The organism is Polaribacter sp. L3A8, from assembly GCF_009796785.1.
Taxonomy (GTDB): Bacteria; Bacteroidota; Bacteroidia; order Flavobacteriales; family Flavobacteriaceae; genus Polaribacter.
Window position 1 is genome coordinate 2592968 of sequence record NZ_CP047026.1, and the last position, 18347, is coordinate 2611314.

At 30.3% G+C, this 18347-nt stretch carries 11 protein-coding genes and 1 tRNA gene; 7 read left to right on the forward strand and 5 right to left on the reverse strand.

The genetic code is table 11. The features are described 5' to 3' along the window. Nucleotides 1–196 precede the first annotated feature (196 nt). A complete protein-coding gene (locus GQR92_RS10495; protein ID WP_158839307.1) occupies nucleotides 197–3022 on the forward strand; it encodes an ATP-binding protein in 2826 nt (941 codons plus the stop codon). Nucleotides 3023–3115: 93 nt separating this feature from the next. Here the strand turns inward: GQR92_RS10495 and GQR92_RS10500 are convergent. Further along, nucleotides 3116–3187 (reverse strand) — tRNA-Gln (locus tag GQR92_RS10500). Between the two features lie 169 nt (nucleotides 3188–3356). Between GQR92_RS10500 and GQR92_RS10505 the strand changes: the two genes are divergently transcribed. Next, complete coding sequence (locus GQR92_RS10505; protein ID WP_158839309.1) at nucleotides 3357–6434, forward strand: glycosyltransferase family 117 protein; 3078 nt, start codon at nucleotides 3357–3359, stop codon at nucleotides 6432–6434. A gap of 10 nt (nucleotides 6435–6444) precedes the next feature. After that, nucleotides 6445–7098, forward strand: a complete 654-nt coding sequence (locus GQR92_RS10510; RefSeq protein ID WP_199269126.1) for a polysaccharide deacetylase family protein — start codon at nucleotides 6445–6447, stop codon at nucleotides 7096–7098. A 524-nt stretch (nucleotides 7099–7622) separates the two neighbouring features. On the opposite strand, the gene GQR92_RS10515 is transcribed toward GQR92_RS10510, so the two are convergent. Next, complete coding sequence (locus GQR92_RS10515) at nucleotides 7623–7916, reverse strand: thioredoxin family protein (protein ID WP_158839311.1); 294 nt, start codon at nucleotides 7914–7916, stop codon at nucleotides 7623–7625. An 86-nt stretch (nucleotides 7917–8002) separates the two neighbouring features. Next, on the reverse strand, nucleotides 8003–9226 hold the full coding sequence (locus GQR92_RS10520; protein WP_158839313.1) for a metallophosphoesterase: 1224 nt from the start codon (nucleotides 9224–9226) through the stop codon (nucleotides 8003–8005). 147 nt (nucleotides 9227–9373) lie between these two features. Here GQR92_RS10520 and polA point away from each other — a divergent pair, with 147 nt between their 5' ends. Continuing rightward, nucleotides 9374–12223, forward strand: a complete 2850-nt coding sequence (gene polA / locus GQR92_RS10525; RefSeq protein ID WP_158839315.1) for a DNA polymerase I — start codon at nucleotides 9374–9376, stop codon at nucleotides 12221–12223. Nucleotides 12224–12338: 115 nt separating this feature from the next. Continuing rightward, entirely contained in the window at nucleotides 12339–12773 is a 435-nt protein-coding gene (locus GQR92_RS10530; RefSeq protein WP_158839317.1) for a hypothetical protein, read from the forward strand. 76 nt (nucleotides 12774–12849) lie between these two features. Here GQR92_RS10530 and GQR92_RS10535 read toward each other — a convergent pair whose 3' ends face one another. Together GQR92_RS10535 and GQR92_RS10540 are read right to left on the reverse strand one after the other, a co-directional pair. Next, entirely contained in the window at nucleotides 12850–14922 is a 2073-nt protein-coding gene (locus tag GQR92_RS10535) for a hypothetical protein (RefSeq protein WP_158839319.1), read from the reverse strand. 117 nt (nucleotides 14923–15039) lie between these two features. After that, entirely contained in the window at nucleotides 15040–15447 is a 408-nt protein-coding gene (locus GQR92_RS10540) for a DUF134 domain-containing protein (RefSeq protein WP_158839321.1), read from the reverse strand. 185 nt (nucleotides 15448–15632) lie between these two features. Between GQR92_RS10540 and GQR92_RS10545 the strand changes: the two genes are divergently transcribed. Beyond that, complete coding sequence (locus GQR92_RS10545; protein WP_158839323.1) at nucleotides 15633–16592, forward strand: L-threonylcarbamoyladenylate synthase; 960 nt, start codon at nucleotides 15633–15635, stop codon at nucleotides 16590–16592. Between the two features lie 17 nt (nucleotides 16593–16609). Next, nucleotides 16610–18280: an RluA family pseudouridine synthase gene (locus GQR92_RS10550; protein WP_158839325.1), complete on the forward strand. Its 1671-nt coding sequence runs from the start codon at nucleotides 16610–16612 to the stop codon at nucleotides 18278–18280. The last annotated feature ends 67 nt before the right edge of the window (nucleotides 18281–18347 follow it).

Here is an 18347-nt window from a genome sequence, read left to right on the forward strand (position 1 = left end):
TTTGCAAAGTTACAATTTATATATTACAAAAAAACTTTTAAAAAGACGAATTGTACTTTAGAATAGACATAAAAAAATTAATTTGCACTATTTTTAGACATTTATCTATTTTTTTTAGACATTAGTTAAATATTACTAACTAATACAGATTATTACAAAATATTAAAGTTTAATTTTACATAATTAAAGCCCTCTAATGAAATCGATATTTTTTTACTTTTTTTTATGCTTATCTCTACTTACAAAAGCGCAAACAAATATTGACACTGTAACTATAAAGAAAAAACTAACTAAACTTCAATTAGAAACTGCAATTGTATCTATTGACACTACAAAAAATAGAATTTACAAACTTCTACATCAGCTAAACCGTATAAAAAGCTCGTTTTCTAACCAAGAAAAAGAAACGAAGACAGGTAAAGCTATTAAAAAAATATATACCAATACAGTTATTAGCTTAATAGAAAATATTTTTTTGCCAGAGGCTAAAGTAGATTCTATTAAATATTATCATACATTATTAGAAAAAAATAATAGCGATTACTACACGTTAGCACGCACTATAAAACATGTAGGATATCTAAGTAATCAAAAAAATGATATCGCTAATGCAGTAAAAAACTTTAATAAAAGTATTGATTACTTTGATAAAGCAAATGCTAAGATAGACGAATTAGAAACTATAATAATGCTGGCTTCTACATACATAGCGTACGATTTACCAACTTATACAGAAGAAACCATTGCTATTTTTGAAGCTCGCTTTAATAGTTACAAAAAAGAGCTTATTCCTAAAGATTATAGACTTTTAGAAATTTCATTTAAAACAATGAAAGCATCTTGGATATCTGCTGGAGGTGATTGTAAAAAAGCGCTTTCTATTATAAAATCAATTAACTTAGACGGAGTTAATAATTTAAATACGTTAGCAGATTATTACAAAGAAAGTATGCTTATACATCTGGATTGCGGAAACTATGATGAAGCTATTGCTTGCTTAAAGAAAGCATATGATGAAAAATATAATAATTTTAAGGAATTCGAACAATTTAAAAACGGCCATTACTTAACTATCTACTTACAAAAAAACGATTTAGAAAAAGCGGCTTATTATGTAGATCTTCTAAAAAAAGACAGCACCATCAATAAAAACACAGATATCTCTATAAACAAATCATATTCAAAATTTTACAAAGCTACAGGTAACTATAAATTAGCGTTACAATACAAAGAAAAACATCATCACATATTAGATTCTATTAATTCATTAAAATCTAAAATTACAAACGATTTAACTATTTACAAACTAAAACTAGATAACGAAGTTGTAAAGCTAAATGCACAAAATAAGAGCCAAGAAATAATCAATAAAAGAACAAAAGAATACTTAATTTATGTTTTTATTGCAATAATTTACATCTTGCTATTTACTTTCTACAGAATCTCTCATACTAGAAATAAAAAGAGGTATATTTTAAATTTAGAGCTAGAAAAAAACAAAGAAATAGTTGCCCTTAAAAACTTATACATACAAAACCTATCTCACGAGATAAGAACACCAATTACTATTATTATTGGGTATTTAAGCTTGATTAGGCAAAATATTTTTGACAACGCCAAAATACTAGATTATACAAATAAAACACTTAAAAGTAGCGAACAATTAACTACTTCGCTTAACGATTTTTTAACCTTATTAAAATTAGAGAATAAAAAAATAATATCGAATACAGAATCTAAAAACTTAGGTGCATTTCTAAAAAAAATAGTTTATTCTTTTGAAGGCAACGTAACTTTAAAACGTATAAATTTATACTACAAAACAAATATAAAAGCCACCAATAAGAATTTAACCTACGATTACAATAGTCTTACCAAAATTATACATAACCTAATTACCAATGCTATAAAATACACACATACGGGCGAAACTATTTATGTAGAAACTTTAGTGAATAAAAACGAATTATTAATTACCATAAAAGATACTGGTATAGGAATCTCTGAAGAAGAAATTCCTCATATATTTTCAAGATTCTTTCAATCTAAAGAACACATAAATTCTGGTGGCTTTGGTATTGGTCTTTCTTTAGTTTCTGAATTAATAAAAAATTTAAACGGAAAAATAGACGTAAAAAGTAAAAAAAATAAAGGCACTACATTTACAGTAACCTTAACGCTTGATAAAAATAATGACCTACAAGTTACAGAAAACACTTCTGACTATATTTTAATTAACGAAAAAGAAGACACTGAAAAAGAAAAAGATTCGAAAAAAAGAAATTTACCTAAAATTCTAATCGTAGACGACAATACAGATATTTTAATTTACTTAAAAGAATTACTTTCTACAGAGTTTAATTGTTTTACCTGTTACAATGGTAAAGACGGGTTAACATTAGCTAAGGCATATCAATTTAATTTAGTTTTATCTGATTTATACATGCCTATTATGCAAGGATTTAAATTTAAAGAAGAATTAAACAAGTTAGACAAGTATAAAGAAACTCCTTTTATATTGATGTCTGCATCACCACCAGAAGAAACAGAAGCTTTAAAACTTACTCTTGGTATTGATGACTTTATAGTAAAACCATTTAAAGCAAAAGAAATTCAATCTAGAATTTATAATCTCCTAGAAAATAAAATATACAGAGACAAATTGCAAAACATTAACTATAATGACATAGAAATGACTAGTTATAATTCTGAATTTGTTAATAAAGTAAGATCTATTATTTTAGAAAACTTAAACAACTCAGAGTTTTCTGTAAATGACTTAGCCACAGCCTGCAATTACAGCACAAAACAATTGGGAAGAATTTTACAAGCAAAAACAGGCTTATCTACTGTAAAAATTATCTTAGAAATACGTTTATTAAAAGCCTATGAATTAATTTTAAAAAATGAATACCAAACAATAAAAGAAGTTACGTTTGCTATTGGTTTAAATAGTACAGATTATTTTAATAAAGCTTTTACAAAAAGATTTGGCATAAAACCTAGCGAACTAATCAAATAACAAAAAAGGAAACTTATAGATATTAATATCACTTAGAAAAAAACTTTCTAAATGTAAAAAATCCTAACAATTTAAATTGTTAGGATTTTTTTGTTGGCCTACAAGGACTCGAACCTTGAATGTCGGTACCAAAAACCGGTGTGTTACCAATTACACCATAGGCCAATACTCTAATGCGGGTGCAAATTTAAACCTTTATTTAGAACACGCAAACATTTTTTTATTTTTTTTTCATTTAACAAACATTTAAGATGAAATTATCAGTTATAAAAGCGCTTCTCAACTATTTTTATTCATATTTATTAGTAAATTCGCCACAACTTATTAAAAGACTATGACATCAGCAAATTTTAAAAAATGGAACATCATCTTAGGATGGGCTACATTTGTAATTGCTTTAATTACATATACCCTAACCTTAGAGCCAACTGTGAGTGCCTGGGATTGTGGAGAATACATTTCTACCTCAGTAAAGTTAGAAGTTGGTCACCCACCAGGAGCACCTTTGTTTCAAATGTTGGGCGCATTTTTTGCAATGTTTACTTCTAGTTTAGACCAAATTGCTAAAATGGTAAACTTTATGTCTGCCTTGGCAAGTGCATTTACTATTTTGTTTATGTTTTGGACCATAAGTAACTTAGCAAAGAAATTATCTTTAAAAACAGGTGCTATTTCCGAAGGAAAATACATTGCCATTTTAGGGAGTTCTATTGTAGGTTCTTTAGCGTATACGTTTTCAGACAGTTTCTGGTTTAGTGCTGTAGAAGGAGAAGTATATGCAATGTCATCATTTTTAATGGCATTATTATTCTGGCTAGGTTTAAAATGGGAAAGTGAAATACATACTGCTAGAGGTAACAAATGGTTAATTCTAATCAGTTTTGTTGTTGGTTTATCGTTTGGAGTACACATTCTATCATTATTGGTAATTCCTGCCATTGTAATGCTCTATTTCTTTAAAACGTATAAAGAAATCAACTTAAAAACAACTGCAATAGCAACCGTAATTTCTGTTATTGCGCTAATGTTTGTTTTTAAATTTCTATTTCCTTTTACATTAAAATTCTTTAGTGCTTCTGAGTTATTTTTTATCAACTCAATAGGAATGCCTTATAATTCTGGAAGTATTATAGCTGCCTTAATTTTGGTAGCATTGTTCTATTTCGGATTAAATTTTACACGTAAAAAAAACAAAATACACGCAAATACCTTAATACTATCTGTATTGTTTATTATGATTGGTTTCTCTTCTTGGATGATGTTACCAATTAGAGCAAATGCAAATACTACAATTAATGAAAACAACCCGTCTAGTGCTCGTGAGTTATTAGCCTATTATGATCGTGAACAATATGGTGATGCCAATGTTTTTTATGATACTTATTATTCTAACTCTTATGAAAGAACACAAGATGAAAACAAGCCTTACAAGGATGATAAGCCTAAGTACGAAAAAAGAAACGGCAAATACGAAATTGTAAATAATTACGAAGGAGTAGTACCAAATTGGTCTGATAAGCACAAAGGATTTATACCTAGAATGGTAAATTCTGCATCAGAAAAAATGTACAAATCTATTGCCGGAATTCCGCAAAACAGTAAACGTAGACCCACATTTTCAGAAAACATAAAGTTTATGATGAGCTACCAATTTGGCTACATGTATGGACGTTATTTTATGTGGAATTTTGTAGGAAGACAAAATGATATTCAAGGAAACTTAGATGCTTTTAATGGAAATTGGCTTAGCGGAATTACTGCCATTGATGAAGTACGATTGGGTTCTCAAAAGGAACTTCCTTCGCAAGTATTAAACAATAAAGGAAGAAACAAATATTACTTTTTACCTTTAATTTTAGGAATTATAGGATTGCTTTACCAAATTAAATGGGATAAAAAGAATTTCTTCACACTTTTCCTATTCTTTGCTTTTACGGGTTTTGCCATTATTTTTTACACAAATCCAAGGCCTTTTGAACCAAGAGAAAGAGATTATGCAGTTGTAGGAAGTTTTTACATTTTTGCCATCTGGATTGGTTTTGGCGTACTTGCTTTATATGAATATTTAAAGAATTTTGCTAATAAAAAAATGGTTGCCATTGCGGTTTCTTTAGTGTCTCTTTTAGCAGTACCAACTTTAATGGCTTCTCAAAATTGGGATGATCACGACAGATCTAACAGATACACAACACATTTAAACGCACAAGCTTATTTAGAAAGTTGTGACAAAAATGCTATTATGTTTACCATTGGCGACAATGATACTTTTCCGCTTTGGTACATGCAAGAGGTAGAAAACATAAGAACAGATATAAAACTTGTAAACACATCACTTTTTGCAACCGATTGGTACATAGATCAGATGAAACGAGCTACTTATAAAGCAGCTCCTATTCCATCTCAATTAAAACACGATCAATATAAATACGGAACTTTAGACGTTGCTTATTCAATGGATCATCCTCGTTTTAAAGATTCTGTAATGACCATTAAAAACTTTATGCGTTGGATTGCTTCTGATAGTGATGCTACGTATGTTGAAACAGAAAACGGTCAGAAAGAAAAGTTTTATCCAACTAATAAAATTAGAATTCCTGTTAACAAACAAATGGTCTTAAAAAACGGAATTGTAGCTCAAAAGGATGCAGATAAAATTGTGCCTTATATTGATATTACTATTGATAATAGAGCCTTGTTTAAAAATAGAATTTTAATGTTAGATATTCTTGCCAATAACAATTGGGAACGACCTATTTATTTTACAGGTGGTGCAAATGCTGCCGAAGAATATCTTTGGTTAAAAGACTACTTACAATTAGATGGTTTGGCTTATAAATTAGTACCAATTAAAACGCCAATGGCTAAAAAGAGTTTGTTTGACATGGGTAGAATTGACCCAGAAAAAATGTATACAAACATTCAGAAATGGAATTGGAGAAATATTAATGACGGTAAAATTTATTTAGACGAACAAACCAAAAGAAATTCAATTTCTATGCGTAATAGTTTATTGCGTTTGTCTGAAGCTTTTGGTAAAGAAGGAGATACTGCAAAAGCATTAGAAATCTTAGACTTGTCTTTAGATAAAATGCCAATTAAAGACTTTGATCACTATAGTTTATCATTAGGGTATCCAGAAGCGTATTACCGTTTAAAAGACACTAAAAAAGCAAGAGAAACATCTAGAACATTAGTTGATTTATTTAAAGAAAAATTACTTTGGTTAAGTACTTTCTCTAAAGAGGATACAGAACTTATTTTTGATGAAATAGATACAACGCTGTACATGTACAGAAATATTATTAGTCAGGCAGAAGCAGGTGAAGTTGATAAAAAATATTTAGATGCTTTACAAAACGAATTTATAAATATTGTAAAGCTATTTAATCATCTTATTCCGGATGAAGAATAATATTTTATAAATGAAAAGTTATTTCCCCGAAACGCCACGTTTTATTATGAGATTATTCTCTAAATATACGTGGCGTTTTAATTCTGATAAAAAAGAGATTTTTCTTACTTTTGATGATGGACCAACGCCCAAAATTACTCAATTTGTTTTAGCTGAATTAAAGAAATACAACGCAAAAGCCACATTTTTTTGTATTGGAAAAAACATCCAAAATCATCCTGAAATTTTTAAGGATATAATTTCAGACGGGCATTCTATAGGAAACCATACACAAAACCATTTAAAAGGTTGGCAAACCAACAATGCTACCTATATTGAGAATACTTTAACGTGTGAGCATGTTATCTCTAAAGAATTTAAGAACTTAAAACTTAAAACTCAAAACTTAAAAATTTTCAGACCGCCTTACGGAAAAATAAAAAAAGCACAAGCTAAAGAACTCCTAAAAAGAGGCTATAAAATTATTATGTGGAGTGTTTTATCTGCTGATTTTGACACAACAATTTCTAATGAAAAATGCTTAAACAATGTTTTAAAAAACACCAAAGCAGGAAGTATTATTGTTTTTCATGATAGTGTTAAAGCTGCCGAAAGAATGCAATACGCATTACCAAAAGTATTAAAACATTTTTCTGATAAAGGGTTTGTTTTTAAGTCGATATAAAATGCCCAAATTGTCATTTCGAAATGAGCTTTTTTGCGATTGAGAAATCTTATAACTTTCCTTAATTTTAAGGATCGCATCTCGATACTAATTTCATAAAAAATAAAATCCACTCGATGTGACAGTAAGTGAAAATAGAGATTGCTTCGTGCCTCGCAATGACGGATCGTTTTACTTATACTACCAACCAAATAGTAACACAAAAATATAGCGTATTTTACTGTAAAAAAGGTGAATTACGCCTCCAAATGTCATTTAGAAATGAACTTTTTTGCGATTGAGAAATCTAAAAGTTTAGTTTTCTTAATTTTATCTCGATACAGATTTCTGAAGAAATTAACACATATAGTTCATATACAAGAGATTGCTTCGTTCCCCGAAATAACAAAGGTTAGCAAACAAGCTCTAGCCCTGATTGAACCTTTCGCCTTCGCTCAAGACAGGCTATCTGTTTGAGCTCTTTTTTATTCCTTTTTAGGGTAAAAAAAGCGAGTAGTGAAAGCAGGAAATAGCTTCTAAAAAAATTAAAGGTATTCTTTTACCAAACCAATTAAGGTATTTGCGTCTTGCAAACCGGTTTGACGCCATTTCATTTGGCCATTTTTATAAATCATAAAAGTAGGGCTTCCCTTTACCTGCAAAGCATCTGCAAGAGTTTCATTCTTTTTTATGTCTATTTTAATTACTTTGGCTTTTGCACCTAATACGGAAGCGACATCTCTTAAGGTATGTATCGTGTTATCCGTATCATTCCAATCTGTATAAAAGTCGATTAAAACAGGCTTTTCAGTACTAATTAATTCACCAAATTTTGCCATAATATAAATTTTTAAAGAGGGAAAATGCGTAAATATCTATTTGTAATTAAACAAAGATAAAGAAAAGTAATTAAACAACCTGAGTATCAGGCTTTCTTCAATTCTATCACCGTAATTTCTGGCCAAATACCTACTCTACCCGGAAATGCATGGTACCCAAAACCTCGGTTTACATTAATGTATCTGCCATATTCTTCATACAAACCTGCCCATTGTTTGTAAACGTATTTAGAAGGACTCCATTTTAACCAACCCGGAATTTCGATACCCATTTGCAAACCATGTGTATGCCCACTTAAAGTAAGCTGATAATTAAAAGGATCTTCTTTTACTTTATACTCCCAATGACTTGGATCGTGAGACATTAATATTTTAAAATCTTCTTTTTTGATGTTTGCAGAGGCTTTTGCCAAATCGCCTGCTTGGTTAAATCCTTTTCCCCAATTTTCTACACCTACTAGAGCAATTTTTTGTCCGTCTTTTTCTAAATAACGGTGTTCATCTAACAATAAATCGAATCCTATTTTTTGATGAATATCTTTTACTTTTTGAAAGTTGTCTATTTTGTCTTGCGGATTACCCCAATCCATATAATCGCCATAATCATGGTTTCCTAGAATAGAATATTTGCCTTCCTTTGCCTCCAACTTATCAAAAACATCCATCCAATTGTCCATTTCATCGGCTTTGTTATTTACAATATCTCCTGTAAACAACATGATATCCGATTTTTGTTGATTGATTAAATCGACTCCGTATTGTATTTTTTCTTTATTAGTAAAACTACCAGAATGTATATCGGAAATTTGAGTGATTGTAAATCCATCGAAAGCATCAGGTAAATCTTTAAAACTCAATTGGTACTTTAAAACTTTGTAATTGTATTTTCCTTGAATAATTCCGTAAATAAAAGCTGCAAAAGGTATGGCTGCCAACCCTAAAGCTAATTGAGAAATAAACTTTCTTCTACCAACTAAAGATTTTGTTTGTTCGCTTGAAACAGCAGAAAATAGTTTTAAAACCCAACGATATGCATCTTCTCCAAAAAGTAATATGATAATAACAAGTTTGGGTATAGAAACGGTTAACAACAACCCCATTGCCATCTGAAATTGTGGCGTTTGCCCTTCGCTTCTAGAATACGTAATTATGTTTATAAAGAAATTAATGTAAACCGCAATACTTACTAATAGAAAAGAATAACGAACTATTTTACTTTTAGAAACCGTTTTAAATGCTTGAAATGTATAAACTTCTACAAGTATAATAACAATTGTTAATATGATTAAAGGAAAAACCCAACGTGGCATAGATCTATTTTAAAATGTTAGCAAAGATAACTGTTTAAATATCGAATGGATTTTAACGTCTTGTTAAAGTTTTGTACCTTTCTCGAATCTCAAAAAACACTATTTTTGAGGTCAAATTATCATCATTTAAACCACAAAACCAATATAATGTCAGATCAAAAAAGAGTTTTTTTAGTGGATGCTTTTGCATTAATTTTTAGAGGATATTATGCTTTTATAAAGAACCCAAGAATAAACTCTAAAGGATTGGATACTTCTGCAATTATGGGGTTTATGAATTCTCTTTTAGACGTTATAAAACGTGAAAGACCAGATCATTTAGCGGTTTGTTTTGATAAAGGCGGAAGTGTAGACAGAGTAGAAATGTTTGAAGCTTATAAAGCCAACAGAGATGAAACTCCGGAAGCTATTAAGTTAGCAGTGCCTTACATTCAAGAAATTTTAAAAGCCATGCACATTCCTATTATGGTAAAAGAAGGTTTTGAGGCAGATGATGTTATTGGAACACTTTCTAAACAAGCAGAAAAAGAAGGCTACAAAACCTATATGGTAACGCCAGATAAGGATTTTGCTCAGTTAGTTTCTGAGAATATTTTTATGTACAAACCTCGTTTTGGTGGTGGTTACGATATTTGGGGCGTGGATGAAGTGAAAGAAAAATTTGGTGTAGAAAATCCAGAGCAAGTCATCGATTTCTTAGGAATGATGGGAGATTCTGCAGATAATATCCCAGGTTTACCAGGTGTTGGAGAAAAAACAGCTAAGAAATTTTTGGCTGCTTACGGTTCTATGGAAAATCTGTTAGCAAATACCCATGAGCTAAAAGGAAAAATGAAAGAGAAAATAGAAGCAAACGGAGAATTAGGTTTGCTTTCTAAACAATTGGCAACAATTATGTTAGATGTGCCGGTAACTTTTGATGCTAAAGATTTTGAATTAGACCAGCCAGATAAAGAAAAAGTAACGGAACTTTTTAACGAGTTAGAGTTCAGAAATTTATTAACCAATTTCTTACGAACTTTTGCAGTTGAAAATGCAGAAAAAGCAAACTCTGTAGAAGATAACAAAAACACGACAGACTCAAGTCCGTTGCAAAGCAAAAAAGTAGCTCCAGAAGGTCAGTTTGATTTATTCGCAGCTCCAGGAAGCGGAAGTGTTTCTGAAGAAGCAATTGCATCTGGTTTTAAAACGATAAAAGATACAAGTCATTTTTACCAACATATAGATTCTCCTTTTGCCAGAAAATTATTACTTAAAAAATTAATGGAACAAACTTCTGTTTGTTTTGATACAGAAACTACAGGTTTAAAAGCTTTAGAAGTAGAATTAATAGGAATTGCTTTTTCTTACGAAGTTGGTAAAGGATATTATGTTTCATTCCCAGAAGACCAAGAAGAAACCAAAGCAATTTTAGAAGAATTTCGTCCGTTTTTCACATCCGATGGAATCGAAAAAATTGGGCATAATTTAAAGTATGATATCAAGGTTTTATCCAATTATGATATGCCTGTAAAAGGGAAATTATTTGATACCATGATTGCACATTACTTGATCAATCCAGATATGCGTCATAATATGGATATGTTGGCAGAAACATATTTAAATTATCAACCAGTTTCTATTGTAGATTTAATTGGTAAAAAAGGAAAGAACCAATTGACGATGCGTGTTGTTCCGCTTGCAGACCAAACAGAATATGCCGTAGAAGATGCAGATATTACGTTTCAATTAAAACAATTGTTTACAAGCGAATTAGAAAGCGGAAATGTAACCAACCTTTTTAATGATATAGAAACGCCTTTAGTTTCGGTATTAACTGCCATGGAAATTGAGGGAATTAACATTAATATTGATTTCTTAAAAGACTTATCTGTTGCCTTAACAGACGACATTGATAGACTTGAAAAAAATATTTACGAGCAAGCAGGTGAAGAATTTAATATTGCTTCTCCTAAACAATTAGGAATTGTTTTGTTCGAAAAAATGGAGTTGGTTAAAAAACCAAAAAAGACAAAAACAGGTCAGTATAAAACAGGAGAAGATATTTTATCATTCTTAGCAAAAGATCATAAAATTATTAGAGACATTCAAGAATATCGTCAGTATAAAAAATTACAAAGTACCTATGTAGATGCATTGCCAAATGAAGTGAATCCTAAAACAGGAAGAATTCATACGGAATATATGCAAGCTGTTGCTGCAACAGGAAGATTAAGTTCTAACAATCCGAATTTACAGAACATTCCTATTAGAACAGAACGTGGTAAGGAAGTAAGAAAATCGTTTATACCTAGAGATGAAAACTATGTATTGTTAGCAGCCGATTATTCTCAAATAGAATTACGAATTATAGCAGCTTTAAGTGAAGAAGAAAACATGATTGAAGCTTTTAAAAACGGTGAAGATATTCACGCTTCTACCGCTGCAAAAGTTTTTAATGTTCCGTTAGATGAAGTTACTCGTGAACAAAGAAGTAATGCAAAAACAGTCAATTTTGGAATTGTCTACGGAGTTTCTGCTTTCGGATTAAGCAATCAGACAGATTTATCTAGAAGTGAGGCTAAAGAATTAATTGATACGTATTACGAAACCTATCCGAAGTTAAAAGCATACATGTCTGCACAAGTAGATTTTGCAAGAGAACATGGTTATGTAGAAACTGTTTTAAACAGACGTAGGTATTTAAAAGACATTAATTCTAGAAACGCTATGGTTAGAAGTGGCGCAGAAAGAAATGCTGTAAACGCACCGATACAAGGTTCTGCAGCAGACATTATAAAATTAGCCATGATTAATATTCATAACCGTTTTGAGAAAGAAGGTTTTAAATCTAAAATGTTGTTGCAAGTGCATGATGAATTGGTTTTTGATGCACATAAAGACGAATTAGAGATTATTAGACCTATTATAAAGTACGAAATGGAAAATGCTTTTAAAATGAGTGTTCCTTTAGATGTTGAAGTTGGCATTGGAGAAAATTGGCTACAGGCGCATTAAAATAAGTGAATGAGTCTTAGATAAACTCAGACTGACAAACATTACATTCATTAAAATTCTGAATGTTATACTGAGCTTACCGAAGTGTTTTTCTTTTGAATATTAAAAATAAAAAATGGAATTAGATTATATTGAAAATATAGATGGTCACGATCAGAATATCGTTCGTTTATATAATTTTGACAAAGCAGAAGCCGTTTTGTTTAGAGACTTAATTGTAGATACTATTATCAATAAAAAACAAAAGTTAGATTTGGCACAGGTAGATTTTATCTCACCACGTAATTGCAATTTAATTTTTGGTTTATTTAAATCTGATGAAGGTATATTATCTGAAGACAATGAAACTTTTTTCTGTGTTTTAACGTTAGATGGTTTTACTAATATGGCGCGCCTTTTAGAGCCTTTTTGTAGAAAAGAATCTAAAGGATATGAGTATTTGTATGAAATTGACAACCCAACGGATTTACTATTTTGCCCAACTGCGACTTATGATAATGAAGAGAATGAAGACTTTGATGACGATCTTGAAGACGAAATAGAATTTTAAAAAAAAATCCCTTTCTAAATCGATACTTCTTATCAGTTTAGAAAGGGAAAAAAGGAATTTATTTTAATAAAATCTTTTAATTTAATAATTCTGGATTGCTAAGAATCAATTCTATTTTCTTAATAATTACCGTAATCTCATCCATTTGAGATTCTATATTTCTAAAATAAAGGCTAATATCTCTATTTACCCAACTTTCTGAAATAACTCTTGCTCCCAAGCTAATTCGTAAAACTGCACTTTGTAAATCGTTTCCGTATTTTACATTTACTGCTTGACCAATATGACATTTTTGAGCAGCAAGTCTAATTACCTTTAAAGACGCTCCTTTAAACTGAGCAGATAAATCTGAATTTAACAACACATACAATTTCTTTACATTTTCTACAGATAATGCTTCCTTATTTTTAAGGATGAAAAAAGGAAAAATGGTTCGGATATTTCTGATCCCGAATTCTTGATTATCATACGTTTTTACACTTGCCTCCTCATCACAAAGTAATTCTAAAAAAGTAGCTTCTTTTATAGAATCTTCAACAAAATTGCAAAACATTTCAATTCCCATATTTCTATATAATATTGGCGTTTTGTAATATCTATCCATTTCTACAATGGCAGCTTTCCAACGCATATAAGAACCAAAATTAAATCCATCAGATAAGTTTTTAGAGCAAAACCAAGCTGTTGGCCAATCTGAATTATTATAATATTCAGTTAATCCTTTTGGTAATATATTTTTAGCATCGTCCATTAATTTACTAACAGATTCTGGGAAAATTAAGGCTCCAGAATACGGAGGTCCTGTAAAATATTTACTTCCTGTAATACTAACAATATATCCTTTGCTTAAATAATTCTGAATATCTAAAGGATCTAATCGAAGTTGCGCTGCATCTACAAGAACTTGTAATGACACCCCTTTAAGTGTATCTAATTTATCTAACATGTCTTTACTAGGCGATTGATAACCTAATTTAGAATGATCCATTACATGTAAAACAATGTGTCGTCCTAATTTATTGGTTTCAGAAATGGCTGTAAAAACTTCATCATCTAATTGTACTGTAGATTTTAATTGACCACTTTCATCTCTAAAAGGAATTTTAATTAAATCGATATCTCTAAAACCTTCAATTTTATCTCCTTTTTTAACAGGATAATTAAGTGCAGTATTATTTTCGAAATGACGTCCTTGTAACGCACCAGCAACACCACTACCCGTTTCATCAGAAGCTACCAAAACATGGGTAATTTCTTTGTCTGTAATAATCTGAGTAATTGCTGCTATTTGAAGTGAAGAATCTGTACCTGATGGCGAAAAAATAACCTGACACTCATCATTTAAATTAAATATCTTTCTAAGATTATCTTTTAATGATTCTGCAAACTCTATAGCCGTTTCTTTAAAACCATTTTTTAAGCTATTTTTAATTAAAATACTTCTTACTTTATCTGTTTTATCATACGCAAAGTTAGAAACACTTGTTGCCGTAGAAGAAGCAAAAGTAAATGCTTCTGGTCTTGGAAATGGCCTACAACCATATTTGTTTAACAAATCTACCTCATCAATATTCAATCTAAAATCGCCACCATCCATTAATAAATATTCTGTGGGTTTTGCTAAGTTTTCAATAATTGGTTCCCAAGATTCTTCAAATATTTTATTATCATTATTTAATCCATGAATAGCCTGTAAAGCCTCATGTTTTAATAAATATACGGCATTTAAATCTTGTTCATTTTTAATTAAATTCATTAAAAAATAATCTTGATTTTTTAATTTCTCTTTATCCTCTTTTCGTAATAATTTATAAAATATTCTAGTTACTTCTAATGCTGCAATATTACATAAAGAAGTTCCGTTTTTTTCGTTTCCTAATGCTTTATACCAAAGCTGCCATTCTATACCATATCTTAAATAAACTAAAGCTAAAACAGGATTTTTTAGATATAATGAACCAATAATAATCGATTCATTGGGTACTATTTTAAAGATGCTAGGTTCACTGCTAGAAGTAATAATATTAATGTTGTTTACTTTAGGCACCGTGTTAAATCTCTTTAAAACATGCACTAAATAATTTACATTTTCTTTTTCAAATAAAGATGTTCTTTTATATTGATCTTCAATTGGTATATTATTTGTCATAAGTACTTTCATTTAAACGTTCATAGAACGCCGTTCTCTAATGAGACTATTTATCGATTTTTAAACCGTAAATAATTAATATTAATGTATCATGCATATAAACACACATGATTCTTTTTATTCTTTTAAATTTAATAATTCGGTAGTTTCATCAGAAGAACAATCTCCACATACTTTAGAATTTGTGATGTCTCCTATTAACCTGAAACAGTTGTTGCATTTATACCAATCTTTTTCAAACTCGAAGTTCCCTCCTTTTATAAGGATCGATTTTCCCTCTACAAATGCTTGTGCAATTTTTTTTAAAGCACTGTTATAAATCCTGGTAAGCGTAGGTCTAGAAACTTCCATTTTTTCTGCCGCTATACCTTGCGAAAAACTATCATAAACAACCAACTTAACGGCCTCGTATTCTTCATACTGCATTACAATATGCTCCGTATCACAAAATCGAATTCCAAAAGGTTTAAAACCAAGCATTTTAGGCGGACAATTAACTTTCCTTTTCTTTTTTGGCCTTGGCATTTATTATTTTTTTGCAAATATAAAGAACCTACGTTCATAACAAATAAAATAGTCTAAAGAAAATGCTAAATTTTATTAAAAATGCAGCTTATATTTAAAATGAGACACTAACTTTATTTCTTATCAAATTAAGTAAACCAATTTGTGCTATTTTATCTTTAAATTTGCAGCCTATAACATAAGCAATGAGCATCATTTCTAAAGACATACAAAAAGCAGTACAGTTACTAACCAATGAAGAATTGGTTGCCATACCTACAGAAACCGTTTATGGATTGGCAGGAAATATTTTTAGCGAAAAAGCCATAAAAAGTATTTTTTCTACAAAGAAACGTCCGTTTTTTAACCCTTTAATTGTACATATTCCTTCTGTAGATTCTTTAGAGGGAATTGTAACACATATTCCTGAAAAAGCAAAGTTACTAGCAGCTGCATTTTGGCCTGGTTCTATGACATTGGTTTTAAAAAAGGATAAAAATATTCCAGATCTTATTACTGCCGGAAAAGATACTGTTGCGGTTCGTGTTCCTAATCATCCTGTAACTTTAGAGTTATTAAGACAACTTCCTTTTCCATTAGCAGCACCAAGTGCAAACCCCTTTGGAAGTATTAGCCCAACAAAACCAGAACACGTAGAACGTTATTTTAAAAATGATATTCAACAAGTTTTAGATGGTGGCCCTTGCACAAACGGAATTGAATCTACCATTATTGGTTTTATAGATGATGAACCTATTATATATAGATTAGGTGCTTTGGCTTTAGAGGATATTGAAGCGGTTATTGGTAAAATTTCTATAAAAAATAAGGATGAAGTAAGTCCGGATGCTCCAGGAATGTTAGCAAGACATTACGCACCTAGTACACGTACTTTTTTGGTTGATGATGTTGCTGCTGAAGTTAAAAATCATCAAGGAAAAAAAATTGGCGTTTTGGTTTTTAAGAACTCTTTAAGTGATACTGATCTTACTGAGATAATTTTATCAGAAAAAGGGGATTTGCATGAAGCTGCATCAAAATTATATGATTCATTACACGAATTAGACAGTAAAAAACTGGATGTAATTATTGCAGAACGATTTCCTGAATCAGGTTTGGGTAAATCTATAAATGACAGATTGCAACGTGCAACGTTTCGTCTTTAACTTCCTAATTTTACATATTGAATTATTTCCAAAATTTTAAAGCAGACTTTTCTAGAATTCAACTTCCAGAAAAATTTACATTCCCTTTTTATTACCAACCTCATACGTTGGCTAAAATTGCAGCAAATGAGCTCCAAGAATATTTAGAGAACCAAACTGATTTTACACATAATTTTGGACTTACAGAAATAGAAAATGAATTGCCAATTGGTAAAATGTTTGGCGTTTTAGTAGTTAAAAATCAACAAAATGAAATTGGCTATTTAGCCGCCTTTTCTGGGAAGTTAGCTGATAAAAGCTTACCTAACAAATTTGTACCTCCTGTTTTTAATATGAGAACAGAAGGTAGTTTCTATATAAAAGGAGAACAAGAAATAGACAAAATAAACGCACAATTATCTATTTTAAAAAAGGATAAAGGATATTTAAAGCTAAAAAAATCTGTTCAAAAACTATCAGAAGAAATAGAAGACGATTTAATGCTGGAGAGAAGAAAAATGAAACTTCAGAAAAAAAACAGAAAAACTAAGAAAACAAATGGGTTAGCCACTTTAAATGAAGCTGATTTTAATGTTTTAAATAAAACGTTAGTTCAAGAGAGTTTTAATAACCAGTTCTACTACAAAGAACTTGTAGAATATTACGAAGATAAAATTGCAAAAAAAAGAACAGAATTAATACTTTTTGAAGATAAAATTTCCTCCTTAAAAAAAGAAAGAAAAGAAAAATCTAACTACCTACAACAAACACTTTTTAGTAAGTATGCTTTCTTAAATCAAAAGAAAGAGCCGCGTAATTTATTAGACATTTTCAACAATCCTGACATAAAACCACCCGCTGGTTCTGGAGAATGTTCTGCACCCAAATTATTACAACACGCTTTTTTAAACGACTTAACACCTATTTGCATGGCTGAATTTTGGTGGGGAATTTCGCCAAACTCAGCAATTAGAAAACATAAAAACTATTATCCGGCTTGCCAAGGAAGATGCAAACCCATTTTAACACATATGTTAGATGGTGTTAAAATGGACGATAATTTATTATTAGAAAATTTAGCAGAAAAACAAACTTTAGAAATCATTTATGAAGATGATGTTTTATTGGTTGTAAACAAACCTACTGAGTTTTTATCTGTACCCGGTAAAGATATTACAGACTCTGTATACACTCGAATTAAGGAGAAATACCCAAACGCAACAGGTCCGTTAATTGTACACAGATTAGACATGTCTACTTCCGGAATTTTACTATTAACCAAAACCAAAGAAGCTAATAAAGTTTTACAAAGTCAGTTTATAAACAGAACTGTAAAAAAACGATATGTTGCTTTATTAGATGGTAATTTAACTGAAGAAAGCGGAAAAATAAAACTTCCATTACGTGTAGATTTAGATGACAGACCCAAACAATTAGTCGATTTTGTTCACGGAAAAAATGCTGAAACAGATTGGAAAGTCATTAAAAAAGAAAATGAAAAAACCAAAATTCACTTCTACCCAATTACAGGACGAACTCATCAATTAAGAGTACATGCTGCTCATAAAAATGGACTAAACACACCGATTGTAGGTGATGATTTATACGGAAAAAAAGAAAATAGGTTGCATTTACATGCAGAATTCATTGAGTTTAGACATCCATCAACAAATAAAATAATGAACTTTACGGTTGCTCCAGATTTTTAAATTGATATTTCACTGATTTCAACATATAAAAGGACAAACAGTTTAACAAAACATACTAACGAGTCAA

Excerpts from the sequence above, each read along its gene's own strand:
- GQR92_RS10535 (WP_158839319.1), bottom strand. The coding sequence starts at position 14,922 with ATGACAAATAATATACCAATTGAAGATCAATATAAAAGAACATCTTTA.
- GQR92_RS10510 (WP_199269126.1), top strand. The coding sequence starts at position 6,445 with ATGAAAAGTTATTTCCCCGAAACGCCACGTTTTATTATGAGATTATTC.
- GQR92_RS10515 (WP_158839311.1), bottom strand. The coding sequence starts at position 7,916 with ATGGCAAAATTTGGTGAATTAATTAGTACTGAAAAGCCTGTTTTAATC.
- GQR92_RS10495 (WP_158839307.1), top strand. The coding sequence starts at position 197 with ATGAAATCGATATTTTTTTACTTTTTTTTATGCTTATCTCTACTTACA.
- polA (WP_158839315.1), top strand. The coding sequence starts at position 9,374 with ATGTCAGATCAAAAAAGAGTTTTTTTAGTGGATGCTTTTGCATTAATT.
- GQR92_RS10530 (WP_158839317.1), top strand. The coding sequence starts at position 12,339 with ATGGAATTAGATTATATTGAAAATATAGATGGTCACGATCAGAATATC.
- GQR92_RS10545 (WP_158839323.1), top strand. The coding sequence starts at position 15,633 with ATGAGCATCATTTCTAAAGACATACAAAAAGCAGTACAGTTACTAACC.
- GQR92_RS10520 (WP_158839313.1), bottom strand. The coding sequence starts at position 9,226 with ATGCCACGTTGGGTTTTTCCTTTAATCATATTAACAATTGTTATTATA.
- GQR92_RS10505 (WP_158839309.1), top strand. The coding sequence starts at position 3,357 with ATGACATCAGCAAATTTTAAAAAATGGAACATCATCTTAGGATGGGCT.
- GQR92_RS10540 (WP_158839321.1), bottom strand. The coding sequence starts at position 15,447 with ATGCCAAGGCCAAAAAAGAAAAGGAAAGTTAATTGTCCGCCTAAAATG.